This is a genomic window from Nocardia sp. NPDC004168, assembly GCF_040610355.1.
Taxonomy (GTDB): Bacteria; Actinomycetota; Actinomycetes; order Mycobacteriales; family Mycobacteriaceae; genus Nocardia; species Nocardia sichangensis.
Window position 1 is genome coordinate 110,978 of sequence record NZ_JBEXME010000005.1, and the last position, 23,636, is coordinate 134,613.

Genomic DNA, 23,636 nt, shown 5'->3' on the forward strand with positions numbered 1-23,636 from the left:
TTATGTGCTCCGGCAATAATTTTCGGTAGAGCGCCGCCGAATCATGAGGACGTGTGTCACGTCAACTCCAGTCCCGCTCACCGGGACAGGACGCCCGGATCGCCGGGTTCGTGGATTACGTTGTGCCGATGTTCAGAGCGAGGCTCGGGGTCCGCACCCGGATTCTGGCGATCGCGCTCATTCCGAGCCTGACTCTGCTTGTCGTCGGCGTGGGCGCTGCGAGCTATCTGGTCGCGGAAGGAACCAAAGCCAAGGACTGGGCCGCTGAGAATCAGAAAGCCATTCCCTCGACCAGGGAATTGATGGAGGCGGTCCAGCAGGAACGCTACTTGACGCTCGCACAGCTGAGCGGCGACCCCACGGCGGCGGTACCACTCGGCGCCGCGCGGATGCGACTGGACGGTGCGCTGCGCGGCTTGGTCCAGGCCTCCGAGGGCCTCCGCGACATCGACGACTCCAAGCTCGGCGACAACGTCGCCAACTTCACCACCCTCACGCAGAACATGACCGCCGTGCGTTCCGGCGTCGACGCCGCAGCGCTGCCGCCCTCGGACGCGTACATGTTCTTCAACCGCCTGCTCGACGTGATCTCCGTCGGCACCAAAGTCGCCGAGCAGACCGCCCCGTACACCGAAATCGGCGTGCGGATCGCCACCGGCATGCGCCTGTTCAACGCTACCGAGGCGATGGCGCGCAGCAACGCGCTCGGCGGCCTGTACGTCGACGGCGCCACCGCGCCACCGGCCATTCCCGCCGAGGAGTACGTCCGTCAGGTCGGCTTCTACCACACCGAGATCGCCGCGCTCAGCGCCGAACTGCAGGGCGCCGAACAGCACCAACTGCAGACGCTGACCGCGAGCCCGGCCTGGCAGCAGCTCTCCGCGATGGAGAACGCCATCGCCCAGCGCGCCGTGACTCCTGCCGCGCCGACCGGCTCGAGCACATCCGGCAGCGGTACGCGTTCATCGAGTCCGCCGCCGTTGCCACTGAACACGCAGGAATGGCGCAGCGCCGCCGCCGAGGTCAACCGCGGCCTGATGGATGCCTGGACCGGGCACAACCGGGCATCGCAGAAACTCGCGGAGGACAAGGCGGCCGCGGCGGCGGCCAGATCCGCGTTCGCGGGCGGCGGCGTGCTGGTGGTCAGCGTGCTGGCGTTTCTCATCGCCGTGGTGATCGCCAATCGGGTCATCCGCCGGTTGAAGCGGCTGCGCGGTCAAACGCTGGCCCTGGCCGATGAGCGGCTGCCGGAGATGATGCGCAGGCTGCGCGACGGAGAGACCGTCGATCCCGCGGTCGAATCCCCGAATCTGGACTACGGCAGCGACGAGATCGGCCAGGTGGCCAAGGCTTTCCAGCACGCGCATTCCGCGGCCGTCTCCGCGGCGGTCGCCGAATCTCGTACCAGGGAGGGCGTCAAAGCGGTGTTCCTGAACATCGCGCACCGCAGCCAGATCGTCGTGCACCGGCAACTGGAGATCCTCGACGAAGCCGAGCAGCGGCAGGAGGACCCGATCCTGCTCGACACCTTGTTCCGCCTCGATCATCTCGCGACCAGGGAGCGGCGCAACGCCGAGAACCTCACCATCCTCGGCGGCGGCAAGCCGGGCAGGCAGTGGCGCAACCCCGTGCCGCTGGTCGACTTGGTGCGCAGCGCCGTCGGTGAGACCCTCGACTACGCGCGGGTCCGGGTGGCGCGGCTGCCCGAGGTCCGCGTGCTCGGTACGGTGGTCGCCGACCTCATTCACCTGCTCGCGGAGCTGGTGGACAACGCGACCTCCTTCTCCCCGCCGCAGTCGCGGGTCGAGGTGACCGGCAACGTGGTCGGCAAGGGCGTAGTGGTCGAGATCGGCGATCAGGGCATGGGCATGTCCGAAGCCGAACTGACCAAGATGAACGAGATGCTGCGCAACCCGCCGGATTTCGGCGTGGCGGCGCTGTCGGCGGACTCCCGGCTCGGGCTGTTCGTGGTCGCGCAGCTGGCTACGCGCCACGGCATCGCGGTGCGGCTGTCGGACTCCGACTACGGCGGTATCAAGGCCATCGTGCTCATTCCGACCGCGCTGATCGCGACGGATTCCGTCGCACCGCAGACACCGGCGGAACTCACCGATCCCGGCAGCCGACGCAAACTCGTCGCCGGTGCCGCGGTCGCGGCGGATACCGGGACGTTCGCGCAGTCGGCATCGCCGGTGGCGACCCTTTCCGCCGAACCGGCCGCACCCCCGCGCTACGGACCGCGCCCGTATACCGAGGCGCCGACGCAAGCGGGTCCGGACGGCCGTCCGGCGTTGCCCCGCCGGAGCCGCCAGACCAACCTCGCACCGCAATTGGCGCAGCCGGTCCAGGAGCAGGCCGCACCCGCACAGCCGCCCCGCTCCGCCGAGCAAGCCCGCGATCTGATGTCCGCCATCGAGAACGGGACCAGGCAGGGCCGTCGCGCTGCCATTTCCGACGAACAGGAAGGCTAGGTGTGTCCGCTTCTCCCGCAGGTGATCTCAATTGGCTGCTCGACGATCTCGTCGACCGGCTGGCCGGCGTCCGCCACGCGGTGGTGCTGTCCACCGACGGGCTGCTGCTGGGCCGCTCCAGCGGAATGAACCGCGAGGACGCCGAACACTTCGGCGCGATGTCCTCGGCGCTCTACGGGCTGGCGCGCAGCGCGGGCAACCGATTCGACGGCGGCGGGGTCCGCCAGGCGGTCATCGAACTGGACCGCGCGGTGCTGTTCGTGACCTCCGCGGGCGACAACGCCTGCCTGGCACTGCAGGCCGCCGAATCGGCCAATCTCGGCATGGTGGCCTACGAGATGAACCTCACCGTCCAGCGCGTAGGCAACTACCTGTCCACAACTCCGCGCCAAGACCTCGTCGGACATGTCGAATAGCGACCGCCATGACCAATCCGCGTGAGCCCTGGTTCGACGAGGCGGCCGGTCCGCTGGTGCGTCCCTACGCGCTCACGCGCGGGCGCACCAGCGGCGCCGGACCCGAACTGGATATGCTCACCACCGTGGTCGCGGACACCTCCGCGTCCGCACTGCGACGCAGTGAACCCGAGTACGCCGAAATCCTTCGCCTGTCCCGGGTCTCGCAGACCGTCGCCGAACTCTCCGCACAGTTGCGTTTGCCGCTGGCGGTGACGAAGATCCTCGTCGGTGACCTGATCGGCGACGGGCAACTGATCTTCCGCGCTCCCGTTCCGACGGAGGCCGGACCCGATGACCTCAACATATTGCGAGCGGTACTGGATGGAATCCGAAAACTTTGACCCGAGCGGCACACCGCAACTGGCCGCCTCGGTCAAGATCCTCGTCGCCGGCGGGTTCGGCGTCGGCAAGACCACGATGGTCTCCGCGATCAGCGAAGTCGCGCCACTGCGCACCGAAGAACTGATCACCGAGGTGAGCACCGGCATCGACGATCTGTCGGGCGTCGAGCAGAAGTCCACGACCACGGTCGCCTTGGACTTCGGCAGGCTCACCATCGACCGTGAGCTGGTGCTCTACCTGTTCGGCACGCCCGGCCAGGATCGGTTCTGGTTCCTGTGGGACGAACTCGCGCGCGGCGCGCTCGGCGCGGTCGTGCTGGCCGACACCCGCAGACTGGGCAACTCCTTCGCCGCCGTGGACTTCTTCGAGCGGCGTGGTCTGCCGTTCATGGTGGGCGTCAACTGCTTCGACGGCGCACCGCGATACACCATCGACGAAGTGCGTGACGCCCTCGACCTCGACACGGTGACCCCCGTCATGCTCTGCGACGCCCGCGACCGCAGCTCTTGCAAAGACGTCCTGCTCACCCTCGTCGAGCATCTGATCCAGCGGGCACAGCGCGCACACGCCACCACCTGATCGCGCCGCGTGTTCACACGCGGTGCACTCCCTCGGCGACTGAAAACCCCGAGAGTTCCGGGCTCACACCTGCCGCAGCCAGGCGACGAACAGCAGCGCGCCACCGGCGACGAGCACGACCGCCGCCGGAGCGGGCCACCGCGGCCCGTTTCGGCCGAGCAAACCGCGGGTCAGCCGCAATTGGAACGCGCCGAGCCCGGCCAGGGCCAGCAACCACACCGGCAGCAACCCGACACCGAGCGCCGCGTGCACCGCCCACGCCCCCGCCAATGTCGGGCCACCCCAAGAATCTTCGAGATCATCACTCGCGACGAGCGGATAGCAGACTCCGCGGAACGCGCCCAGGGCCGCGAGGAACGCCAGGAACCACGTCACCAGGCCCACCCCACCACTGAGCACCGAGTGCGACACCGACCGGAAAGCCGAGAATTTATGCGGCAGAACGGATTCGCCGAGCATTCGCCGCGGCACGCGCAATCGGGTGGGAATTCGCCGCGCCGCCAGGGGCAGCGCCCGGAGTGCGTAGGCTGCGTAGCGCAGAAGCGGCCGAAACCAGGACATATCGCCGACGGTAGCGCTGTTCGGCCCGCGATTCACCGCAGCAGACCCGCGTGCACCAGATCGTCGAACAGCAGCTGATCAACGGGGGGTACGAGGGCGCGATCGGCATAGGAGAACCACGCGACCTCTTCGATCTCACTGCTGGCGGCCAGCGTTCCACGATAATCCGCGGTGTAGCAACTCATCCGCACCAGCGCGCCGTCCGTCGGGCCGTGCACCGCCTCGTAGGTGCCGACATGCGCTGCGGTCTCCGGCAGCAGGGCGACGGTGAGTTCCTCCTCGATCTCGCGCAGCAGTGTCTGCAGGTCGGTTTCAGCGCCCTCGCGCTTGCCGCCCGGGATGTAGAAGACGCCTTTGCCGCGCGGTCTGGCGCAGAGAATGCGTCCCTCCTCGATGCGCACCCACGCCACCGTGTCGATCAGTTGCCGCACTCGCCCGTCCGCCACCGCCGCAGCCTATCGCCGCGCGGCGGTGAACGCGGAACCGGCCGCACCCGCCTCAGCGCGATGGCAGGAGGGAAGGATCCTTGGCGCCGGGGCCGAGAACGGGGCGCAGGTCGCGTGGGGCGATGTGCTCACCACACTCGGAGCACACCGGTTCGACGGTCGCGAGGTTCCCGCACGTGGTGTGTACGGTCTGCACCGGCGGGCCGTCCGGGGCGGCCCATTCGTCGCCCCACTGACGCATCGCGGTGACGACAAGCCACAGCGAACGGCCTTTCGGGGTGAGCCGGTAGTCGTAGCGAACCGGATTGTCCTGGTAGGGCTCTCTGGTCAGTACCCCATGCTCGATCAGATGCTCGAGACGCTGGGTGAGCACGTTGCGGGCGATGCCGAGACGGGTGTGGAAGTCGTCGAAGCGCGTCACGCCGAACAGAGCGTCGCGCACGATCAGCAGCGTCCACCACTCTCCGACCACCTCGAGGCACTGGGCCAGCGAGCAGTTCATGTCCTCGAAGCTCGTCCTGCGCATATCCGTCAGCATAGTCGGTTGCTTCATAGAACTCACTCGCTTATGGTGCGTTGCATGAAACAACTCACTAAGCGGACGCTCGCCGAGGAGTTCGCGCTCACCGAGACCGGCACCGCTGGGTGGCAGGCGCGCGTCGACCGGTCCTGGCGCGGCTGGACCGGCCCGCACGGCGGCGTGATCGCGGCACTGCTCATCGAGGTGGCTCGCGCGGCCGCCGCGGAACCGCTGCCGGTGCGGGCCGTGGACCTCCGGTTCCTGGGCCGCCCCACCACAGACGAAGTGCTCACCTTCCACGCGACCGCACGCGCCGTCGGCCGCAGCACCGTCGTGGTGGAGGTGGGCGCCGAACAGGACGGCAGCCCGGTCGCCGGGGCGTCCGTCACGCTCGGTCGCGCCATGGCGTCGGGCGTCGCGGATTACGCAGGCGCGCCCGCGCCACGAGTGCCCGATCCCGATTCCTGTGCGCACTTCGCCCTCCCGCCCGAAATCGTTCCGGTGGGCGTGCATTTCGACATCCGTCCGGCAGCCGGGCCGCTGCCGCTGACCGGTGCGGACGAACCGATGATGTGCGCGTGGATCGAACTCGTCCCCGAGTTGCCCACCGATGCCGCGGCCCTCGCGATCCTCGCCGATGCCCTGCCGCCCGCCGTCTTTCCCACACTGCGCGCGCCCGTCGCGATTCCCACCGTGGCGTTGTCGATGCACCTGCACGACGCGCCGACCGAGGGCTCGCCGGTGCTGGTGCGCACGGTGAACGCCTCGACCGGCGGCGGCTGGTCGGTGGACGACACCTCGATCTGGGATCGAAGCGGCCTGCTGCTCGCCTCGGCCCGCCAGACCCGCCGCGTGCTCGGCTGAACGGAGACGATCGTGCATTCTTCATCCACGCCGCCCAACCGGGCCACCGACTACCGGGTCGTGCTCGCCGTCGTCTCCCTCGGCGTCCTGCTGTCGAGCCTGGACCTGTTCATCGTCAACGTCGCCCTGCCGGACATGGCCGCCGACCTCGGCGGAGCGCAGATCTCGGGACTGTCCTGGGTACTCAACGCCTACGCGATCGTGTTCGCCGCGCTGCTGGTCCCGGCGGGACGACTGGGCGACCGTCGCAGCATCCGGACCACGTTCCTGCTCGGGCTGGTGGTCTTCGTCGTCGGATCGGCACTGTGCGCCACCGCCTGGGACGTCGGGTCGCTGGTGCTGTTCCGCGTGCTCCAGGCCGTCGGCGGCGCGCTGCTGACGCCCGCCTCGCTCGGCTTGGTGCTCGCGGCCAGCCCCCCATCGCGCCGCGCCGCCGCCGTGCGGCTGTGGGTCGCCTTCGGCGGGCTCGGCGCGGCGCTCGGCCCGGTCCTCGGCGGCCTTCTCGTCGAATTCGGCTGGCGCTGGGTATTTCTGGTGAATGTGCCGATCGGTCTGGCCGCCGTGGTGGTCGGACTGCGGACGCTGCCCGATCCCGAGGGCGACGGCGGGCGGCTGCCCGACCTGCTTGGTGCGGCGTTGCTGGTCGGGGCCATCGCGAGCCTGGTGCTCGGCCTCGTCAAGGGCGAGGGCTGGGGCTGGTCGTCGGCGCGGGTGCTGGTCGCGTTCGCGCTGGCGGCGATCCTGACGGTGGCGTTCGTCGTCTCCTCGGCCCGGCACCACAGCCCGGTGGTGGATCCGGCGCTGCTGCGCGCGCCCAACTTCGCCTGGATGACCGGCAACGCGGTGTTGTTCAACGTGGCCTTCGGCGCGATGCTGCTGTCGGTGGTGCTGTGGGCGCAGAACGTCTGGGATTGGTCGGCGTTGCGCACCGGACTGGCCATCGCGCCGGGCCCGCTGATGGTGCCGGTGGTCGCCGCCCTGGCGGGACGGCTGATCGGCCGGATCGGGGCCGGGCCGGTCATCGCCGCGGGCGGGATCGTGTTCGGCGCGGGCATGCTGTGGTGGGCGCGGGCGATCACCCTGACGCCCGACTATGTCGGTGGCCTGCTCGGCGGCATGGTGGTCAGCGGCATCGGCGTCGGGCTCACCCTGCCGACCGCCTTCGCCGCGGGCACCGGCGGACTGCCGCCGCAGCGGTTCGCCACCGGATCGGCGGTGCTGAGCATGGCGCGCCAGCTCGGTCTCGCCGTCGGCGTCGCGGGCCTGGTCGCAGTGCTCGGCTCACCTACAAGCCCGGAGGCGACACTCGACGCGTTCCGGCGCGGGTGGTACGCGACGGCCGTGGTCGCGGTCCTCGCGGGCTTGGTCGGCGCGACCGCGCGTATTACGAAACCCACTGTCGCACAACCAGAATCGGCTATCGAGTCGGCCGACGCCTGATCCGGGTCCAAGCCCATGGCCCGTGCGTGACACTCCGCTCGACAGCGCCGATTCGACAGCGCGCGTCGCGCCGCCAAGGGCTCGGCGATCCGCGGCCGCACTTTCCGGATCCATCGCGGCGCTGTCCGTGGTGGCTGTCATCGGCCGATTCGTCGGCCGCACACTCAGTCGATCCCTGGTCGACGTCCGAACGGCACCGGACGCCGACCAGGGTCCCACGCGACGGGCGGTTCAGCGGCTGGGCGCTGAAATCGCCGGACCACGAGCGGCGGGATCGGCACCAGTAGCCCATTTCGGTCGGCACAGCATGGCAACGCTAAGCGACTCGCACCGTGAGGCTCTCGCGCCCGGCCGCCAGCGCCACGTGGGCGACGGCCGCTTCCAGGCCCCGCGCAGGCAGCGGCGCACCGTCGAACATGGTGATCTCGACGGCGTCCTCGGCGAGCTCCCAGACACCCGCGATGCGCCCACCCACCACGACGATCGGTGAGATCCAGCCCGCGGTGCGGCTCACCTTCGCACGGTGGGCGGCAGGCAGCAGCACGGTGTCACCGGTGCCCGGTCCCAGCACGTATTGGTCGAAGGCGCCGAGCAGGTGCACCGTCGCACTCGGCGCGGCGGCGGCCAGTGCGTCGACCTGGTCGGCCGGCAGGAAGGCGCGGCGGCCCTCCACGTCGATTTCGGTGATCAGGTCGCCCAACTCGGCGAACCAGCGGCGCACCGTGGTCTTGCGCAGGCTGTTGCGGCTGAGCCAGGCATCGAAGGTCTCCGGCGTCGCCGGGCCGTAGGCGCCGAGATAGCAGAGGATCGCCACCCGCGCCGCGGCGTCGAGATCGGGCAGGCCGTGCCAGTCGCGCACCAGGTGCGCGGGACTGGTGAACGTCACTTTGGTGCCTCGTGCCGGGCCGTGACACAGCACGCCCTGCCAGGCCAGCGGTTTGAGCAGCGCACCCCAACCGGATCGCAGTTCCTCCCCCAGCCGATGGAATTCCGGTGCGGACACCAGGGCTTCGACCAACTCCTCCCGGGTGAGCACCGCGGCGTCGAGTACCTGCGCGACCGCCTCGGTCAGTGCCGCCACCTCCGTGGGCGAAGCGCCGAAGTTCTTCTGCCACGAGGGTTTCTCCCAGGTGCGCGCGGAACCGATGAGCGCGAGAACGGCGGCGGCCTGTTCCGAAGGCAGCGCGTGCAGCGTGCCGCGCATCGCCCAGGTCTTCATCAGCGCGCCCTCGTCGAGCGCGCGCACCAGCGCGCCGGATTCGGGCTTCGTGCTGCGCAGTGCGACCGCCAGTTCGGCCGCCGAGGTGACCTGAGCCTGGACACCGCACAGACGCCCGGCCACCGCTACCGCACCTTCGTCGGTCCGGGACAAGACATAGTGCCGGTCCAGCCGCCAGGCGAAAACCTGATCCCAGGTGGCCCGCATTCGCGCTCCTTCTCCTGCTCAGTTCAGCATCGTGCCCGCGCAGGCGACCAGCGCGGCGGCCAGCGCCGACCCGGCGACCGTCATCGCGATCACGCCGAGCAAAGCGGTGCGGGTGGTGGCGCGCCGAATCGCGCCGACCGGGTCGGCCAGCCGTTCGGCGCGGGCCAGTACCGCCGTGCCCGCCGCGGCCAGCGCACCCGGCGGCGCGGGCTCGACGATGCCGACGATCGCCAGCAGCCCGCCCAACAGCGGCAGCGAACCGTGCTCGTCGGCGGCCTTGTCGTCGGCGCACATCTCCAGCAGGCGGGCGATCTCGGCCGCACCACCGGTGAACAACCGCAGGCCGGGCAGTGTGGTGGCCACCCCGCGCAGCACCGCGGTCAACGCCGCGTGCCTGCCGGACAGGTGCGCGCGTTCGTGCGCGAGTACCGCGGCGAGTTGATCCTCGTCCAGCGCCGCCAGCGCGGCGGTGGTGACCACGATGGTGTCGGGTCGTCCCGGCACGCAATACACCTGCCGCTCCGGTGAGTCGAGCACGACCGCCCCGATTCCCGGCACCGGCCTGCCGACCAGACGGACCGCCCGCGCGTGGACGCTGGTGCGCCTGCGCATGTCCAGCACGACTCCCACGGCGCGCGCCACCAGCGCGACGGTTCCGGTGGACACCAGTGCCGCCACCGCGAACGTGGCCGCACGGCCGGCCGCGGCGCCGTGCGCATCCACCGGAGCCCACAGGAACGAGGCGCACGCGTGCAACGCGTCCTTCGGATGTCCCCAGTAGGTGGCGAACTCGACGGTCAGCACCGCCGCCGCGACCCCCCATGCGCTCAGCGCACCGATGATCGCGACAACCCAGGCGATCACACCCAGCCGCGGCGCGATCCCGCGATGGGTCAGTCTGCGCAGCACGGGCGGACCGAAGGCCGCCACGACGCCGCCGTACAACGTCAGAGCCAGGGCCAGGCTCACGGCACTTCTGGTGACTTACGCGCCGCGAGTCTGCGTAGCGCGGCACGCAGCCCCGCCGACTCCTCGGCGCTGATCCGATCGACGAAATGGCTGAGCACCAGATCCGAGCGTCCGCCGGAACCCAGCGCCTCCAGCATGAGCCGGGCGCTGTGTTCTTCCCTGGTGAGCGTCGGCCAATATCGATAGGCCTTGCCCGCGCGTTCGCGCGCCAGCCACCCCTTGCGATGCAGGTTGTCCATGGTCGACATCACCGTCGTATACGCGATGTCGCGCTGAGCCGACAGTTCGTCGAAGATCTCACGCACCGTTGTGTCCTCTGCGTCCTGATCCCAGATGCGGTCCATGATCACCGCCTCCAGATCCCCGAATCCACGCACCGTACCGACTCCCTCATCCGAGCTGTGCCCCGTCGTGGGAACAGGTTACCGGTTTGGGTGGGTTACTACGGAGGCAACCAGTAGATCCGTCCGCTCCGACCGCACCCTGTCGGGGCCATATGCGAACATATGTTCGTGTCCGACGCGCCCGTCTCCCGATCCGGCAGGCCCCGGATTCTCGCGCGGCCGGAGGCATCGATCCTGCACGCCGACCTCGACTCCTTCTATGCCTCGGTCGAGCAGCGGGACGACCCGTGGCTGCGCGGCAAACCGGTGATCGTCGGCGGCGGCGTCGTCCTGGCTGCCAGCTACGAAGCGAAGGCGTTCGGAGTGCGCACCCCGATGAACGGCGGACAGGCGCGCCGGTTGTGCCCGCACGCGATCGTGGTGCCGCCGCGCATGTCCGCCTACGCCGAGGCGAGCAGAGCCGTCTTCGAGATCTTCCTCGACACCACACCCGTGGTCGAGGGCGTCTCGATCGACGAGGCCTTTCTCGACGTCGGCGGACTGCGCCGGATCGCGGGCGAGCCCGTCGCCATCGCGACGCGGCTGCGTGCGGAAGTCCGCGACCGGGTCGGCCTGCCCATCTCGGTGGGCATCGCTCGCACCAAGTTCCTCGCCAAGGTGGCCAGCGCCGTCGCCAAACCCGACGGATTACGGCTGGTGCCGCCGGACGGCGAACTGGACTTCCTGCATCCGCTGCCGGTCGAAAGGCTCTGGGGTGTAGGCGATGTCACCGCGCGCACGTTGCACGAGCACGGCATCACGCGGGTGGGCCAACTGGCCGAACTCGGCGAGCGCCCGCTGCGGGCGATCCTCGGTCCCGCCGCGGCACGCCACCTCTACGCCTTGTCCTGGGCGCGTGACCCGCGCCGGGTCGAGACCGGCCGGCGGCGGCGCTCGATCGGCGCCCAGCGTGCCCTCGGCCGCAAGCACCGGCCGCCGGACGAGATCGAGGCCTATCTGCACGGGCTCACCGATCGGCTCGGCCGTCGCCTACGCGCCGCCGACCGGGTGTGCCGAACCGTGGTGCTACGCCTGCGTTTCGACGATTTCACCCGGGCCACCCGCTCGCATACTCTCGCCGGGGCCACCGACCACACCGAGACGATCCTGAGCGCGGCCCGCACGCTGCTCGCCGGGGCGATGCCGCTCATCCAGGAACGCGGCCTCACCCTGATCGGTCTCGCGCTGACCAACCTCGACGACGCCGACTCCGTCCAGCTCGCCCTGCCCTTCGAAGCCCGTGCCACCAACAGCCTCGACGCCACCCTCGACGACTTGCGCAAGCGCTTCGGCTCCGCCGCCGTCACCCGCGCCGCCCTCCTCAACCGCGGCGAGGGCCTCTCGGTTCCTCTTCTCCCCGACTAGCCGCGCCTCAGTACGAGCGTTTCGGCCGCTTGTCCATCAACCGCAGGATCAGCGGCGTGAAGATCAGCTGCATGGCCAGCTCCATCTTCCCGCCGGGCACCACGATGCAATTCGTCCGCGACATGAACGAGTCGTGCAGCATCGACAGCAGATAGGGGAAGTCGATCACCTTCGGGTCCGCGAACCGGATCACCACGAAACTCTCGTCCGCCGTCGGAATGGTGCGCGCGATGAACGGATTGGACGTGTCCACGGTCGGCACCCGCTGGAAGTTGACGTAGGTGCGGGAGAACTGCGGGCAGATGTAGGTGACGTAGTCCGGCATCCGCCGCAGGATCGTATCGATCACGGCCTCGCTGGAGTACCCGCGCTCGGTCTTGTCCCGGATCACCTTCTGAATCCACTCCAGATTGATGATCGGCACGACGCCGACCAGCAGATCGGTGTATCGCGCCACATCCACGGTGGAGGTGACCGCCGCGCCGTGCAGGCCCTCGTAGAACAGCAGGTCGCTGCCCGGCGTCAGCTCCTCCCACGGCGTGAAGGTGCCCGGCGGCTGGCCGTAGGGCTTCGCCTCGGCCTCGTCGTGCAGGTACCGGCGCACCGTTCCGACCCCGGTCTCGCCGTAGTCGCGAAACAGCGTCTCCAGTTCCTTCAGCAGGTTGGCCTCCTCCCCGAAATGCGAGAACCGCAGATTGCGGCTCTGCTCCGCCTCGGCCATGGCCAGTTTCATCTCGTTGCGGTCGTAACGGTGGAACGCGTCGCCCTCGACGATGGCCGCGTTGATCTCTTCGCGGCGGAAGATCTCCTGGAAGGTCCGCGTCACGCTGGAGGTCCCCGCCCCGGAGGACCCGGTGATGGCGACGACCGGGTGCTTGACCGACATGGTTCTCCTCTTCAGCGCTGGGCCGGACGAAACAGCGACCGCCTGCCGAACAGCGAGCTGTCGAAGCTGGGGCCCTCGTCCGGTTCGCGGTGATACCGCTCGATGCGCTCGACTTCGTTGCGGGAGCCGAAGATCAGCGGCACCCGCTGATGGACGTCGCCGGGCGTCACTTCCAGCACTCGCTCGCTGCCGGTGGTCGCGGAGCCCCCGGCCTGTTCGACGATGAACGCGATCGGATTGGCGCCGTAGAGCAATGCCACCCTTCCCGGACGCGTGGGCGGGCGGGTGTCGCGGGGGTACAGGTACACCCCGCCTCGGGTCAGGATGTGAAAGGTGTCGGCGACCAGCGAGGCCACCCAGCGCATATTGAAATCCCGCTCGCGGGGGCCGTCGACGCCGTCGAGGCACTCGTGCACGTAACGGCGCACCGGTCGTTCCCAGAACCGCTCATTCGCCGCGTTGATCGCGAATCCAGAGGTGTCCTCGGGGATGCGCATCCGCGGGTGGGTCAGCACGAACGCGCCGATCTCCCGGTCCAAGGTGAACCCGTCGACCCCGCTGCCGGTCGTCAGCACCAGCATGGTCGCGGGCCCGTACAGGGTGAACCCCGCGCACACCTGCTCGACGCCGGGCTGCAGGAAGTCGGCCGCCGCAGGGCCCGGGCCCTGCGCGGGCGCGCGCAAGACGCTGAAGATGGTGCCCACTGGCAGATTTACGTCGATGTTCGACGAACCGTCCAGCGGATCGAAGGCCAGCAGGTACTTCCCGCGCCGATGGGTGGCGGGCACCGGATGGATCTCGCTGATCTGTTCGGACAGCAACGCCGAAAGGTGCCCGGTCCATTGAGTTTCGGCGACGATGATGTCGTTGGTGATCGCGTCCAGTTTGCGATGCACCGTCGGCGGCAGATTGTCCGGCTCGGACGCACCGATCGAGCCGACGATCGCGCCCCTGGTGACCTGATTGGCGACGATCTTCGTCGCGGTCGCGATCACGTTCACCAGGGCGGAGAACTCACCGGACGATCCGGGATGCCGATGCTCCTGTTCGATGGTGAAGCGGGTGAGGGTCTTCAGTCCTTCTGGCATAACGCCTCGATCTCGTCACCGGGGTCACACGGTCGGCTCGCCGGCGGGCTCGGGGTCGGTGAACACGCTGCTGCCGTAGACATCCCGGTCGGTCAGCGTGATCAAATCGGTCTTGGTCAGCGGTCTGCGCAGTTCCACGAGACGCTTGGCCTGCCGCAACCGGCAACGGTCGAGCGCGTTGCGGACGCTGCGCGCGTTGGAGAAGCGCGGGCGGGCCATCCGGTGTTCCAGGTACTCCCCGAAAGCGGTCCGCGCCGCGTCGTCGAAGTGGAAGTTCTCCGCCGCCACCATGAGCTCGGCGATTCCCAGCAGCTCCGCGTGCGTGTAGTCGGCGAACTCCAGGTGATGGGCCACCCGTGAGGACAGGCCCGGATTGGCGGAGAAGAAGCGGTCCATCCGGTCGGGGTAGCCCGCGAAGATCACCACCAGGCTGGCGCGTTCGTTCTCCATCTCCTGCAACAGGATCTCGATCACCTCCTGCCCGTAGTCGCGTTCGTTCTCCGGCCGGAACAGGTAGTAGGCCTCGTCGATGAACAGCACCCCGCCCGCCGCCTTGGCCAGCGCCTCTTTGGTTTTCGGTGCGGTGTGCCCGATGAACTGACCCACGAGATCGTCGCGGGTGACCGTGTGCACTTTCGGTTTGCGGATGTAGCCCAGGGCGTGCAGCATCTGCGCCATCCGCAATGCCACCGTGGTCTTGCCCGTGCCGGGACCGCCGGTGAAGCTCATGTGCATGGTCGGCCGCGAGGAGGTCAGTCCGAAACGTTGCCGGGCACGGTCGATCAACAGCAGCGCCGCGATCTCGCGGACCCGCCGCTTCACCGGAGCCAGCCCGATCAACTCCGCGTCCAGCCTGCGCAACGTTTCCTCGACGTCGTGACCCGCGATGTCGCTCGACAAGTCCAGCACCGCGTCCTCGGCCAGGATTTCCGGCTCTTCCGGATCGGGCGACGCCGTCCGTACCGCGCCGGGGACATCAGCCCCCGGCCGGTGCAGACGGAATCCGGAGCCGTTGCGCTCAGCCGCCATACCGCTCTCCCGGCCGGACGGTCGTGGCATACGAATGCAGGCCGTATGTCTGCATCCGGTCGGGACCCTCGGTGCGGGTGAGCACGAAACCCGGCTCGTCGGGCGGTCGTTGCACCAGGAAACTCAGCGCCGTCGTCTGCCTGGTGTAGCGGGCGTCGTAGGCGAGCACCCGCACGTAGTGCCGGGGGAAAGTCGCCCGGCACGCGTTGATCTCGGCCAGCACACCGTCGGGCTCGTCCAAGTCGAACAGCGGCAGCCCCCACATCTCCCAATAGGCATTACGCGGGTGCGGATCGTCGGTGTACTCGATGGACACCGGCCAGCTGTTGAGCAATGCGTAGCGCACTTGGGCGGCGATCTGCTCGTCGGTCAGCGGCGGCAGGTAGCAGAATGTTCCGTGCCTCAGATACATCGGCTCGTCCTTCCTGGATGGTCAGCGGCTGGCCGTCGGCACGGCGTCCGGCGCGTCGGTGGAGGTGTAGTCGAAGGTGACATCGCCCCAGGTGGCAAGCGCGACATCGAGCGGACGGCAGATCTCGGCCGCCTTCCTGAGCACATCGGGGCCTTCCTTCAACAGGTCGCGGCCTTCGTTGCGGGCCTGCACGACCGCCTCCAGCGCGACCCGGTTCGCCTCCGCGCCCGCGGCGATGCCGAGCGGATGCCCGATCGTGCCGCCGCCGAACTGCAGCACCACGTCGTCACCGAACAGGTCGAGCAACTGATGCATCTGCCCGGCATGGATGCCGCCGGAAGCCACCGGCATCACACCGGGCAGGCTCGCCCAGTACTGGTCGAAGAAGATCCCGTTGGCCGGCTCGGTCCGGATGTGGTTCTCCCGCAACGTGTCGTAGAACCCCTTGGTCGTCGCCGGGTCGCCCTCCAGTTTCCCGACCACGGTGCCCGCGTGCAGATGGTCGACGCCGATCAGCCTGCACCACTTGGCCAGCACCCGGAAGCTGACGCCGTGCGTCTTCTGCCGCGTGTAGGTGGAATGCCCCGCGCGATGCAGATGCAGCAGCACCCCGTTGCGGCGCGCCCAATGCGACATCGACTGCATCGCGGTGAAGCCGACGGTGAGGTCCATCATGATGACGACGCTGCCGAGTTCCTTGGCGAACTCCGCGCGCTCGTACATCTGCTCCATCGACGCCGCGGTCACATTCAGGTAATGGCCTTTGATTTCGCCGGTCTCCGCCATCGCACGGTTGACGCCCTCCATCGCGAACAGGTACCGGTCGCGCCAGCGCATGAACGGCTGCGAGTTGATGTTCTCGTCGTCCTTGGTGAAATCCAGGCCGCCTTTGCATGCCTCGTAGATGACGCGTCCATAATTGCGGGCGGATAGCCCGAGTTTCGGTTTCACCGTCGCGCCGAGCAGAGGCCTGCCGTATTTGTTGAGATATTCGCGTTCCATCACCGTGCCGTGCGGCGGCCCTTGGAACGTCTTGACGTACGCCACCGGAATGCGCATGTCCTCCAGCCGCAGCGCCAGCAGCGGCTTGAACCCGAACACGTTGCCGATGATCGAGGAGGTCAGGTTGGTGATCGATCCCTCCTCGAACAAGTCGAGATCGTAAGCGATATAGGCGAAGTACTCCCCCGGCCGCCCCGGGACCTCGTCGATGCGGTAACACTTCGCCTGGTAGCGCGAGTGGGCGGTGAGCCGGTCGGTCCACACCACCGTCCAGGTCGCCGTGGAGGATTCACCCGCCACCGCGGCCGCCGCCTCGATCGGATCGACACCGCGCTGCGGAGTCACCCGGAACACGGCGAGCACGTCGGTATCCGACGGCTGGTAGTCGGGCGCGTAATACCCCATCGACGCATAGGATTGGACACCCGGATCCCAGCGGTCGCGTTCGGTTTCTTCGGCCATCGTTCCTCCTGCTGTGCCACTGCGGGACACCCGCACCCGGGCGAACGGGCGTGCCTTGGGATTTCCAGGATGACGGGCCGGATACCGACAAACAATTTGATTGTTTCTCGCGACACTCAACATATTCGTTGAGTTTGTTACCGTTCTCGGGTGGGTATGGTGAGCGCGGCTCGGATGGAAACCTTCCTGGCCGTCGCCCGCCACGGCAGCATCCGCCGCGCCGCGGCGCAGTTGCACATCACCGAGGCCGCCGTCTCCGCGGCCGTCGCGCACATCGAGAAACTGCTGGGGGCAAAGCTCATCGCGAAGTCCGGGCGCGGCATCGCGCTCACGGAGGCCGGGCGCGTCTACGCCGAGTACTGCCGCGGCATCCTCGGGTTGATGAAGGAGGCGCAGGCGGCCGTGCGCCGCGCCGAGACCGGGCGGCTGCGGATCGGCGTGGTCGCCACCGCGGGCGAGTACGTCCTGCTGCGGCCGCTCGCCTCGTTCCGCCGCCGGTTCCCCGACATCGAACTGAGCCTGTCGGTGCATCCGCGCGACGCGCTGTTCCTCGAATTGCAGCACCATGAAACGGATCTCGTCATCGCAGGCCGCCCGCCACGCGACACCGGGCTGGTGGTGCGCGCCCGGCGGCCCAGCCGTCTGGTCGTGGTCGGCCTACCGGAACTCGACCCGCTGCACACCACCTGGCTGCTGCGCGGGCGCGGCTCCGGCACCCGCGAGGCCACCCTCGCCTTACTCGACCAACTCCGGATCGAACCGCCCGTGCTCACTCTCGGCTCCCACGGCGCCGTCCTCGCCGCCGCGCGAGAAGGACTCGGCGTGACGTTGATCCACAGCGACGCCATCTCCCAGGACCTGGAGAACGGCGCGCTGCGCGTGCTCCCGGTCGAGGGCACCCCGCTGGATCGTCCCTGGCATGCCATCACCACCCGCACACCGACGCCGACCACCCGCCTGTTCCTCGCCCATCTGCTCGACCCCGCGGAGGTCGGTTCCGACGCCTTCCACCCGCATTGAGGCCCGCGACCTGCGCGAACCGGCACCACAGCCGCCACGGAAACCGACTGGACGAATATGACAGACTGACTCGCATGACCCGAGGGGATGTTCCGTCCAACGTCTCGGACACCGCGCGCTGGGTCGCGGCCTACCGGGCACGCGAGACGATCCGCCCGGACGCGCTGTTCCGCGATCCGCTCGCCGACCGGCTGGCCGGCGAACGCGGCCACGCCATCGCCGACAACGCGCCTACGGTGATGCGCGACGGGTGGCCGATCGTCACGCGGACCAAACTGATCGATGACCTCATAGCCACCGCGATCGGCGAGGGCTGCGACCGCGTCCTCAACCTCGCCGCCGGTCTGGACGCTCGCCCCTACCGGCTCGATCTGCCCGACGAGTTGCTCTGGATCGAGGCGGACCTCCCCGAGATCGTCGCCGAGAAGGACAGCGCCCTCGCCGGCGAGACGCCGCACTGCGTGCTCATCCGCCGCGCGGTCGATCTCGCCGACCCGGACGCGCGGATGAAGTTCCTCGACGAGGCGCTCGGCGCGATCGGCCCGAGCGCCACCGGCGCGTCCAAGGCCCTGGTGCTCACCGAGGGGCTGCTGATGTACCTCGACCCGCCGACGGTCACCGATCTCGCGACCGCACTGGCCCGCCCCGAGATCGCCTGGTGGCTGCTTGACCTGAGTCTGGGCATGCGCAAGATGCGCTCCGGCGACACCTTCGCCAACGCGCCGATGCAGTTCGAACCCGCCAACGGCGTCCGCTTCTTCGAAGACCTCGGCTGGCAGCCGATCGAACTGGAAAGCCTGCTGCTGCACGCCCGCAAGTTCCACCGCGCACCTTGGTACCTACGTCCCTTCACCTATCTCCCCCAGCCCGACCCCCGCAAACCCATGCGCACCCCCTGGTCGGGCATCATCCGTTTCCGCCACACCTGAGCGACGCCACCCGCGGCTACAGCTGGCCGTGCTGGGAGTCGAAGGTGAGCACGCGGCCGCCCAGTTGGATCTGGGCTCCGGGTGCGAGGGCGATCGGCTGGCCGGGGACCGCTCGGACCCAGTCCTGGCGTCCGGGATGACGGATGTGGGTGCCGTTGGTGGAACCGCCGTCCACGACCGTGACATCCCAGTCGACGAGGCGGATCTCCGCATGCGCCCGCGACATTCCGCCCGAGCTGTCCTCCAGCCGCACCGGGCGCGCACCACGCGCGACCGCGTCCGAATGCTCCGGTTCGCGGCCGAGAACGCAGTCGCTGTCCAGGACGAACGACGTGCCGTCGTCCAGTAGCAACACACCGAGCGGTGGGCGCACCCCTTCGCTGAGCACGCAGGTGAGCTGATCCATCCGGATCCCGCAGACCGCGCAGAACGACACCCGAGGATCGTTGTGATGATGCCGGGCGCATTGGAAACCCGGCACGATCACGCGATGTCCCAGTGCGTTCGAGCCGGTCGACCCGAGCGCGTCGGCGACGACGCCGGTCGAGGGAACCATCGTCTCGGCGAGATTCGCGTCGTTGGCGATCGCGTGATCCCGATCGGTGCGGTGCGCGGGCCGCGCCGGGCTCTGGTCCGGCGCCGGTGGTACGGGCTGCGCCGCCGAAGGCGTCACGCCGTCGGGTGGCGTGGCCCGCCGCGCCGGCGCTTGGAGATCGACTTCCGTCGCGGCATCGCCGGACTCCTCGCCCTTCCGCAGGCTCGGCGCCCGCCGTGGTTGCGCTTCGGACGCCTCGGAACCAGCCTGCCCGCCCGGCCGGTGTGGTTGCGGCATCGCTTGCGGTCCGGCGGTGCGAATCGGCTGCGGCATCTGATCCGGCATCGGCGGCCGATCCTCGACGCGATGCGGTTCGGCCGCCGGTCGTGGCGCGACGTGCGGCGGCTCCGGCCGGGGCTCGACGGGAGATGGCGGCGCGGATCCGGCGTGCGGTCGCCGCGCGGACTCGGCGTCACCGTGGCCGTCCGGCACATCACCGATCGCGCCCGACCACAGCACCGCGCCGGACCCTGGCGCGGCGCCCGCATCCAGCGACAGAATCCCCCGCCCCGGTAGCGATTCCGCGGTCCAGCCCGCCTCGTCCACGAACAACCCGGCGCCGCTGCCGGGTGCGGGCGTCACCATGCGGTCGACGGTGAATCCGGCGTCCCGGCCGCGCAGCACCTCCGTGTGGCCCGGACCGGCGAGCACCGCGGTGACCCCACCGTGCAGGAACACCGCGAGACCTTGGTCCACCGGCGTGATCACCCCGAATTCGACTTCGTCCTCCTCGCCGTTGGACAGGCCCATCAGCCAGGTCGTGGCCAGTCGCGCCACCGCGCGCCCGCTGCGGCGCCGGTCGCGCGCGACGGCTTCGCGCACGATGTCCAGCAGCGCCGTCATCGTGCGGGCAGCGACCGTGTCCGCCGTGAGGAGCCCGTCGCCCCGGTGCGCGACGACCACGACTGCGCCATTCGCGCTCGCCACCAGGTGGGCGCCGGGCAACACCTCGATCTGCGCGCTCACAGGAACCGGCCGCCTTGGAAGCGCCACCGATGGAAGACCACCCGCATCGGCCCGTTCACGATGAGCCAGAAGGCGATCCATGTGACGACGAACTGGATGAGGAAGGCAGCGAGCGGCGGACGCAGATGCTCGGGCAGCACCACCGTGGTGTAGCGCACGAGCACCCAGATCAGCGCTCCCTCGTTGAGGATGGTGATCAGACCGAACAAGGTCGGCCAGTCCTTCTCCCAGCGGAACTGTTGGAGCAGGTGGTAGAGCAGTTCCCAGAGCACACCGACCAGAACGGTCGCCAGCAGCACCGACAACGTCACCCGGTACGCCTGACCGATGCTCGAGGACCCGGTCGGCAGGAACGGGGTGATGAGCAGCGCGACGACGAAGCCGATCACGCTCAGCGCGAGCAGACGGGTCTGGATTCGCCCGTTCAAGGTAGGAAGCATCGCTCAGATCTTCTCGTTCGTAACCCACAGCCACCATTGCCGCGTCGAGCGCAGCGGCCCCATCCTGCGGCAGAACCCGACCGCGGCCAGGTCGTCGACGATCTCCTGCGCGGCGATCTGCAAGCCGAGGAAGGTGTCCACCCCGGCGAACGGCCCGCCGAGCGTCGCGCTGCCGGAGGCGTATATCCGTCCTGTGCCGCTGCGGGTGCCGATCAGCTCGAAAGTCGTGTCCACGTCCAGCCGACCGAGCGGATTACGGCCCGCGCCGGTGTGGTCGAGCAGGTCTGCCAACAGCCGGTGCTCCCGGACGTCGGCTTCCAACCCCGTGCAGTCGATGATGTAGTCGACGGTCGTGTCGAACGGTTGCGTCGGCGGCGGAAAAGGCAAGGGCGCGCTGGAATCCGGAAGAATCGTGGCGACCACGCCTTGCCGTCCAGCGGCAGGACGCGGAGCGCGCATCGTGCCGGCCATCACCTGGTACCACCCCTCCCGGCGGCCACGGCGCAACTGTTCCTGCCAGTTGTCGCGGATGGGGGTGTTGGTGCCGGAGATCTCCTTGTACGCGCGCGCCCGTTCCTCGCCTTGCAGTCGTCGCACCTTCTGCTTGAGCTGACCGCCCCACACCGACTTCGGATAGTTGAAACCCTGGTAGGCCCATCCGTCGCCGCCCTTGCGCCTGCTGAAGATGTTCTTGCCGTGCGAGCCTGCGATATACGTGCGGAACAGGTGCAGGATACGGGTGTCGAGCCGGTATTTGTCCCGGTCGTCGATGAGCCGTTGCAGGACGCGGCTGGCCACGATCCCGCTGCCACGGATCAGCACCGTCCCGGGCCGCCGCTGGAGCGCCTGGTAGACGTGCTCATGCGGCTCGTAGGCATTGACCACACGGGTCGGATCACGATGGGTCTCGCGATACTCCTGCAGATCCGGCAGCAGCTTCAACCCCGGATAGCCCACGGCGACATGGACGTATGTGCTGCGGAAAGCGACCCGCTTGGTCGGCGTCGAACCCGCGGGCGGGGTGAGGATGGTGAAGTATCCGCCGCCGTTACGCTTGCGGACCATGCGCACGTGCCCGCGGTGCAACGAGCGGGCATAGCCGATGCGGTGGAATTCCCGCTCCATGGAGGCGAACGCCTGGCCCGCACGCGGGGTGTAGTAGTTGGCGAAGATCGGCTCGACGAAGACGTTCCACAGCGGCTTGATCGACTTGTCCGCGATCGCCTCCCGCACCGCGTAGGACGGAAAGCCCCAGATGTTGTCCGGCGTGGAGGCCGAGTCGCTGCGCAGGCGTTCGCCACGGGGGATCTGCGACACCCTGGTGAGGTACTCGTAGGAGGTCCACGGGTGCTCCTGCGGACCGAGCACCGCCATCGCTTCGGCGGGCACGCCGAAGATCCGGAGCGTGTCGTAGGTGACGAACGATCCGATCCCGCTGCCGATGGTCACGAACGGTACGTCGAACACCGGAATCCCGGCGCTGCCGAGCATTTCATCGGTCCATACGTCGGTGTCGACGAGGGCCTGCGTGATATCTCCCCGCATTGGCCGGACTTTACCGGCAGATCCTTATCAACTGCTTGCCATCGGCTTTCGCCGGACGACCGCACTGGTGACGCGCCGCGCACGACGCGTGTGAACCATCTGCGCCGAACCTGCCACGCGGTATGCCCTCGCGGACGTACCATGCCGTTCGTGGCCGATTCCACTCGTTCCACCCCACTGCGGGTCCTCGTGTACAGCAACGACGCCGACACCAGGCGCCAGGTGATCCAGGCCTTGGGCAAGCGTCCGAGCGCAGAGCTACCGGAGTTCGAGTACCTGGAGGTCGCCACCGCTCCCGTGGTGATCGCGCAGCTGGACGCCGGTGGCATCGACTTGGCCGTGCTCGACGGCGAGGCCGCCCCCGTCGGCGGGCTCGGCATCGCGAAGCAGTTGAAGGACGAAGTCGATCCGTGCCCGCCGCTGCTGGTGCTCACCGGCAGGGCCGACGACGCATGGCTTGCCAGCTGGTCGCGCGCGGAGGCAGCGGTGGCGCATCCCATCGATCCGCTCCGGCTCACCGAGGCCGTCGTGGCTCTGCTGCGCAGCCGCTCCGCGGCCTGAACCCCCCAGCGATTCATAGCGATCATGAATTAATTCACCCGGGCGGGCCGCCGCGCCCGGACCGCCGGTAAGCGGCCCTTGACCGCGCCGCCCCTCGGCGCCGTTGTTCGCCGCGCAGTTTGTCGCCTTTTCCGACTGCGAACCCGCTCGGGACCACATTTGACGTCGCCGTATCCGACACCCCGACGTTTCCAACTGACCGTTCACCCAACGGTGCGGAACCCTCGCGCGGATTACCACCGTTTCGGTCATAAATGCTTGTACTGAATTCGATCAAAAGCCGTCGCCAAACGCGGTGCAGGCCGCCGGTTCAGTTGTAGGCTGTGCCCTACCTCACACGGAGATGGGTCCGGTAATGACCGTCCCCGGGTGGAGCCGAGGGGCGAGTCTGGCCGAGGCGGACAACGACGTCAGCCCGCCTCGGACGCTGTTGTCAGCTGCCGCTCGCAAGGAGGGGAAGTGCAGTCGTGAACATCGAGGTGCCGACACTCGTACTCGGCGCGATCGCGGCGGCGTTCGCGCTGTTCTCCATCGTCCTGTCCGCCCTGGTCGGCCCGAAACGACGAAACCGGGCAAAGCTGGAACCCTACGAATGCGGTATCGAACCCACGCCGCATGCCGTGGCGGGCGGACCGGGAAACGTTACCGGGCAACGCTTTCCGGTTAAGTACTACCTCACCGCCATGTTGTTCATCATCTTCGACATCGAGATCGTGTTCCTCTACCCGTGGGCAGTCCACTTCGATGCGCTCGGTCTCTTCGGTCTGGCCGCGATGGCGTTGTTCATCGTCAACGTCTCGGTGGCCTACGCCTACGAATGGCGACGGGGTGGGCTCAGCTGGGACTGACCACCGCGCAGCCGAATTCGTAGCCGACG

25 protein-coding genes are annotated in these 23,636 nt (G+C 68.7%); 11 read left to right on the forward strand and 14 right to left on the reverse strand.

All coding sequences use genetic code 11. The features are described from left to right. Positions 1 to 128 precede the first annotated feature (128 nt). Genes ABZW96_RS12325 through ABZW96_RS12340 form a run of 4 tightly spaced genes read left to right on the forward strand, consistent with a single transcriptional unit; the run spans position 129 to position 3,850 of the window. The gene (locus ABZW96_RS12325; protein WP_355073957.1) at positions 129 to 2,471 is read left to right on the forward strand and encodes a nitrate- and nitrite sensing domain-containing protein; all 2,343 of its coding nucleotides are present in this window, start codon (positions 129 to 131) and stop codon (positions 2,469 to 2,471) included. A gap of 2 nt (positions 2,472 to 2,473) precedes the next feature. Beyond that, positions 2,474 to 2,887, forward strand: a complete 414-nt coding sequence (locus tag ABZW96_RS12330; protein WP_355073958.1) for a roadblock/LC7 domain-containing protein — start codon at positions 2,474 to 2,476, stop codon at positions 2,885 to 2,887. Between the two features lie 8 nt (positions 2,888 to 2,895). Then, entirely contained in the window at positions 2,896 to 3,270 is a 375-nt protein-coding gene (locus ABZW96_RS12335) for a DUF742 domain-containing protein (RefSeq protein WP_355073960.1), read from the forward strand. Further along, on the forward strand, positions 3,251 to 3,850 hold the full coding sequence (locus tag ABZW96_RS12340) for an ATP/GTP-binding protein (protein WP_355074427.1): 600 nt from the start codon (positions 3,251 to 3,253) through the stop codon (positions 3,848 to 3,850). The genes ABZW96_RS12335 and ABZW96_RS12340 overlap by 20 nt, the downstream gene beginning before the upstream one ends. 63 nt (positions 3,851 to 3,913) lie before the next feature. On the opposite strand, the gene ABZW96_RS12345 is transcribed toward ABZW96_RS12340, so the two are convergent. From ABZW96_RS12345 to ABZW96_RS12355, 3 genes are read right to left on the reverse strand one after another with little or no spacing between them, the layout of a single operon-like run. Next, positions 3,914 to 4,411 carry a hypothetical protein gene (locus ABZW96_RS12345; protein ID WP_355073961.1) on the reverse strand — a complete coding sequence of 166 codons (498 nt, stop codon included), beginning with the start codon at positions 4,409 to 4,411 and terminating at the stop codon, positions 3,914 to 3,916. A 32-nt stretch (positions 4,412 to 4,443) separates the two neighbouring features. Continuing rightward, entirely contained in the window at positions 4,444 to 4,857 is a 414-nt protein-coding gene (locus ABZW96_RS12350) for an NUDIX domain-containing protein (protein WP_355073963.1), read from the reverse strand. 52 nt (positions 4,858 to 4,909) lie between these two features. Next, positions 4,910 to 5,383 (reverse strand): helix-turn-helix domain-containing protein, encoded by a 474-nt coding sequence (locus tag ABZW96_RS12355; RefSeq protein ID WP_355073965.1) that lies wholly within the window; start codon positions 5,381 to 5,383, stop codon positions 4,910 to 4,912. A gap of 54 nt (positions 5,384 to 5,437) precedes the next feature. On the opposite strand from ABZW96_RS12355, the gene ABZW96_RS12360 reads away from it, so the two are divergent. Beyond that, positions 5,438 to 6,241: a thioesterase family protein gene (locus ABZW96_RS12360; RefSeq protein ID WP_355073967.1), complete on the forward strand. Its 804-nt coding sequence runs from the start codon at positions 5,438 to 5,440 to the stop codon at positions 6,239 to 6,241. 12 nt (positions 6,242 to 6,253) lie between these two features. Then, positions 6,254 to 7,681: a DHA2 family efflux MFS transporter permease subunit gene (locus tag ABZW96_RS12365; RefSeq protein WP_355073968.1), complete on the forward strand. Its 1,428-nt coding sequence runs from the start codon at positions 6,254 to 6,256 to the stop codon at positions 7,679 to 7,681. Positions 7,682 to 7,997: 316 nt separating this feature from the next. Here the strand turns inward: ABZW96_RS12365 and ABZW96_RS12370 are convergent, their stop codons facing one another. From ABZW96_RS12370 to ABZW96_RS12380, 3 genes are read right to left on the reverse strand one after another with little or no spacing between them, the layout of a single operon-like run. Continuing rightward, on the reverse strand, positions 7,998 to 9,107 hold the full coding sequence (locus ABZW96_RS12370) for a winged helix DNA-binding domain-containing protein (RefSeq protein WP_355073970.1): 1,110 nt from the start codon (positions 9,105 to 9,107) through the stop codon (positions 7,998 to 8,000). Positions 9,108 to 9,125: 18 nt separating this feature from the next. Continuing rightward, on the reverse strand, positions 9,126 to 10,076 hold the full coding sequence (locus ABZW96_RS12375) for a M56 family metallopeptidase (RefSeq protein WP_355073971.1): 951 nt from the start codon (positions 10,074 to 10,076) through the stop codon (positions 9,126 to 9,128). Further along, positions 10,073 to 10,453 (reverse strand): BlaI/MecI/CopY family transcriptional regulator, encoded by a 381-nt coding sequence (locus tag ABZW96_RS12380; RefSeq protein WP_043691105.1) that lies wholly within the window; start codon positions 10,451 to 10,453, stop codon positions 10,073 to 10,075. Before ABZW96_RS12380 ends, ABZW96_RS12375 begins: the two co-directional genes overlap by 4 nt. Positions 10,454 to 10,582: 129 nt before the next feature. Between ABZW96_RS12380 and dinB the strand changes: the two genes are divergently transcribed. Further along, on the forward strand, positions 10,583 to 11,824 hold the full coding sequence (dinB, locus tag ABZW96_RS12385; protein WP_355073973.1) for a DNA polymerase IV: 1,242 nt from the start codon (positions 10,583 to 10,585) through the stop codon (positions 11,822 to 11,824). Between the two features lie 7 nt (positions 11,825 to 11,831). On the opposite strand, the gene ABZW96_RS12390 is transcribed toward dinB, so the two are convergent. The 5 genes from ABZW96_RS12390 to ABZW96_RS12410 are packed head-to-tail and all read right to left on the reverse strand — an operon-like array spanning position 11,832 to position 16,703. Beyond that, a complete protein-coding gene (locus ABZW96_RS12390; protein ID WP_355073975.1) occupies positions 11,832 to 12,710 on the reverse strand; it encodes a phosphoribulokinase in 879 nt (292 codons plus the stop codon). Between the two features lie 11 nt (positions 12,711 to 12,721). After that, complete coding sequence (locus ABZW96_RS12395; RefSeq protein ID WP_355073977.1) at positions 12,722 to 13,798, reverse strand: class 1 fructose-bisphosphatase; 1,077 nt, start codon at positions 13,796 to 13,798, stop codon at positions 12,722 to 12,724. 24 nt (positions 13,799 to 13,822) lie between these two features. Next, the gene (locus tag ABZW96_RS12400; RefSeq protein WP_355073978.1) at positions 13,823 to 14,827 is read right to left on the reverse strand and encodes an AAA family ATPase; all 1,005 of its coding nucleotides are present in this window, start codon (positions 14,825 to 14,827) and stop codon (positions 13,823 to 13,825) included. After that, positions 14,817 to 15,239, reverse strand: coding sequence for a ribulose bisphosphate carboxylase small subunit (locus tag ABZW96_RS12405; RefSeq protein WP_355073980.1), 423 nt, complete (start codon positions 15,237 to 15,239; stop codon positions 14,817 to 14,819). Before ABZW96_RS12405 ends, ABZW96_RS12400 begins: the two co-directional genes overlap by 11 nt. Positions 15,240 to 15,260: 21 nt before the next feature. Further along, positions 15,261 to 16,703: a form I ribulose bisphosphate carboxylase large subunit gene (locus tag ABZW96_RS12410; RefSeq protein ID WP_355073982.1), complete on the reverse strand. Its 1,443-nt coding sequence runs from the start codon at positions 16,701 to 16,703 to the stop codon at positions 15,261 to 15,263. 156 nt (positions 16,704 to 16,859) lie between these two features. Between ABZW96_RS12410 and ABZW96_RS12415 the strand changes: the two genes are divergently transcribed. Continuing rightward, a complete protein-coding gene (locus ABZW96_RS12415) occupies positions 16,860 to 17,723 on the forward strand; it encodes a LysR family transcriptional regulator (protein ID WP_355074429.1) in 864 nt (287 codons plus the stop codon). 74 nt (positions 17,724 to 17,797) lie between these two features. Continuing rightward, on the forward strand, positions 17,798 to 18,652 hold the full coding sequence (locus ABZW96_RS12420; RefSeq protein ID WP_355073984.1) for an SAM-dependent methyltransferase: 855 nt from the start codon (positions 17,798 to 17,800) through the stop codon (positions 18,650 to 18,652). A gap of 16 nt (positions 18,653 to 18,668) precedes the next feature. On the opposite strand, the gene ABZW96_RS12425 is transcribed toward ABZW96_RS12420, so the two are convergent. The 3 genes from ABZW96_RS12425 to ABZW96_RS12435 are packed head-to-tail and all read right to left on the reverse strand — an operon-like array spanning position 18,669 to position 22,198. Then, the gene (locus ABZW96_RS12425) at positions 18,669 to 20,213 is read right to left on the reverse strand and encodes an FHA domain-containing protein (RefSeq protein ID WP_355073986.1); all 1,545 of its coding nucleotides are present in this window, start codon (positions 20,211 to 20,213) and stop codon (positions 18,669 to 18,671) included. Further along, positions 20,210 to 20,653 (reverse strand): hypothetical protein, encoded by a 444-nt coding sequence (locus ABZW96_RS12430; RefSeq protein WP_355073988.1) that lies wholly within the window; start codon positions 20,651 to 20,653, stop codon positions 20,210 to 20,212. Before ABZW96_RS12430 ends, ABZW96_RS12425 begins: the two co-directional genes overlap by 4 nt. A gap of 3 nt (positions 20,654 to 20,656) precedes the next feature. Then, positions 20,657 to 22,198 carry a hypothetical protein gene (locus tag ABZW96_RS12435; protein ID WP_355073990.1) on the reverse strand — a complete coding sequence of 514 codons (1,542 nt, stop codon included), beginning with the start codon at positions 22,196 to 22,198 and terminating at the stop codon, positions 20,657 to 20,659. 141 nt (positions 22,199 to 22,339) lie between these two features. On the opposite strand from ABZW96_RS12435, the gene ABZW96_RS12440 reads away from it, so the two are divergent. Both ABZW96_RS12440 and ABZW96_RS12445 read left to right on the forward strand, forming a co-directional pair. Beyond that, entirely contained in the window at positions 22,340 to 22,759 is a 420-nt protein-coding gene (locus tag ABZW96_RS12440) for a hypothetical protein (RefSeq protein ID WP_355073991.1), read from the forward strand. A gap of 467 nt (positions 22,760 to 23,226) precedes the next feature. Further along, on the forward strand, positions 23,227 to 23,607 hold the full coding sequence (locus ABZW96_RS12445) for an NADH-quinone oxidoreductase subunit A (protein ID WP_067807371.1): 381 nt from the start codon (positions 23,227 to 23,229) through the stop codon (positions 23,605 to 23,607). Positions 23,608 to 23,636 lie beyond the last annotated feature (29 nt).

What these genes read in the sequence shown, in the direction of transcription:
- ABZW96_RS12325 (WP_355073957.1), top strand. Translation starts at nt 129, where the DNA reads ATGTTCAGAGCGAGGCTCGGGGTCCGCACCCGGATTCTGGCGATCGCG.
- ABZW96_RS12335 (WP_355073960.1), top strand. Translation starts at nt 2,896, where the DNA reads ATGACCAATCCGCGTGAGCCCTGGTTCGACGAGGCGGCCGGTCCGCTG.
- ABZW96_RS12340 (WP_355074427.1), top strand. Translation starts at nt 3,251, where the DNA reads ATGGAATCCGAAAACTTTGACCCGAGCGGCACACCGCAACTGGCCGCC.
- ABZW96_RS12345 (WP_355073961.1), bottom strand. Translation starts at nt 4,411, where the DNA reads ATGTCCTGGTTTCGGCCGCTTCTGCGCTACGCAGCCTACGCACTCCGG.
- ABZW96_RS12355 (WP_355073965.1), bottom strand. Translation starts at nt 5,383, where the DNA reads ATGCGCAGGACGAGCTTCGAGGACATGAACTGCTCGCTGGCCCAGTGC.
- ABZW96_RS12360 (WP_355073967.1), top strand. Translation starts at nt 5,438, where the DNA reads ATGAAACAACTCACTAAGCGGACGCTCGCCGAGGAGTTCGCGCTCACC.
- ABZW96_RS12370 (WP_355073970.1), bottom strand. Translation starts at nt 9,107, where the DNA reads ATGCGGGCCACCTGGGATCAGGTTTTCGCCTGGCGGCTGGACCGGCAC.
- dinB (WP_355073973.1), top strand. Translation starts at nt 10,583, where the DNA reads ATGTTCGTGTCCGACGCGCCCGTCTCCCGATCCGGCAGGCCCCGGATT.
- ABZW96_RS12390 (WP_355073975.1), bottom strand. Translation starts at nt 12,710, where the DNA reads ATGTCGGTCAAGCACCCGGTCGTCGCCATCACCGGGTCCTCCGGGGCG.
- ABZW96_RS12395 (WP_355073977.1), bottom strand. Translation starts at nt 13,798, where the DNA reads ATGCCAGAAGGACTGAAGACCCTCACCCGCTTCACCATCGAACAGGAG.
- ABZW96_RS12400 (WP_355073978.1), bottom strand. Translation starts at nt 14,827, where the DNA reads ATGGCGGCTGAGCGCAACGGCTCCGGATTCCGTCTGCACCGGCCGGGG.
- ABZW96_RS12405 (WP_355073980.1), bottom strand. Translation starts at nt 15,239, where the DNA reads ATGTATCTGAGGCACGGAACATTCTGCTACCTGCCGCCGCTGACCGAC.
- ABZW96_RS12410 (WP_355073982.1), bottom strand. Translation starts at nt 16,703, where the DNA reads ATGGCCGAAGAAACCGAACGCGACCGCTGGGATCCGGGTGTCCAATCC.
- ABZW96_RS12415 (WP_355074429.1), top strand. Translation starts at nt 16,860, where the DNA reads ATGGTGAGCGCGGCTCGGATGGAAACCTTCCTGGCCGTCGCCCGCCAC.
- ABZW96_RS12420 (WP_355073984.1), top strand. Translation starts at nt 17,798, where the DNA reads ATGACCCGAGGGGATGTTCCGTCCAACGTCTCGGACACCGCGCGCTGG.
- ABZW96_RS12430 (WP_355073988.1), bottom strand. Translation starts at nt 20,653, where the DNA reads ATGCTTCCTACCTTGAACGGGCGAATCCAGACCCGTCTGCTCGCGCTG.
- ABZW96_RS12435 (WP_355073990.1), bottom strand. Translation starts at nt 22,198, where the DNA reads ATGCGGGGAGATATCACGCAGGCCCTCGTCGACACCGACGTATGGACC.
- ABZW96_RS12440 (WP_355073991.1), top strand. Translation starts at nt 22,340, where the DNA reads ATGCCGTTCGTGGCCGATTCCACTCGTTCCACCCCACTGCGGGTCCTC.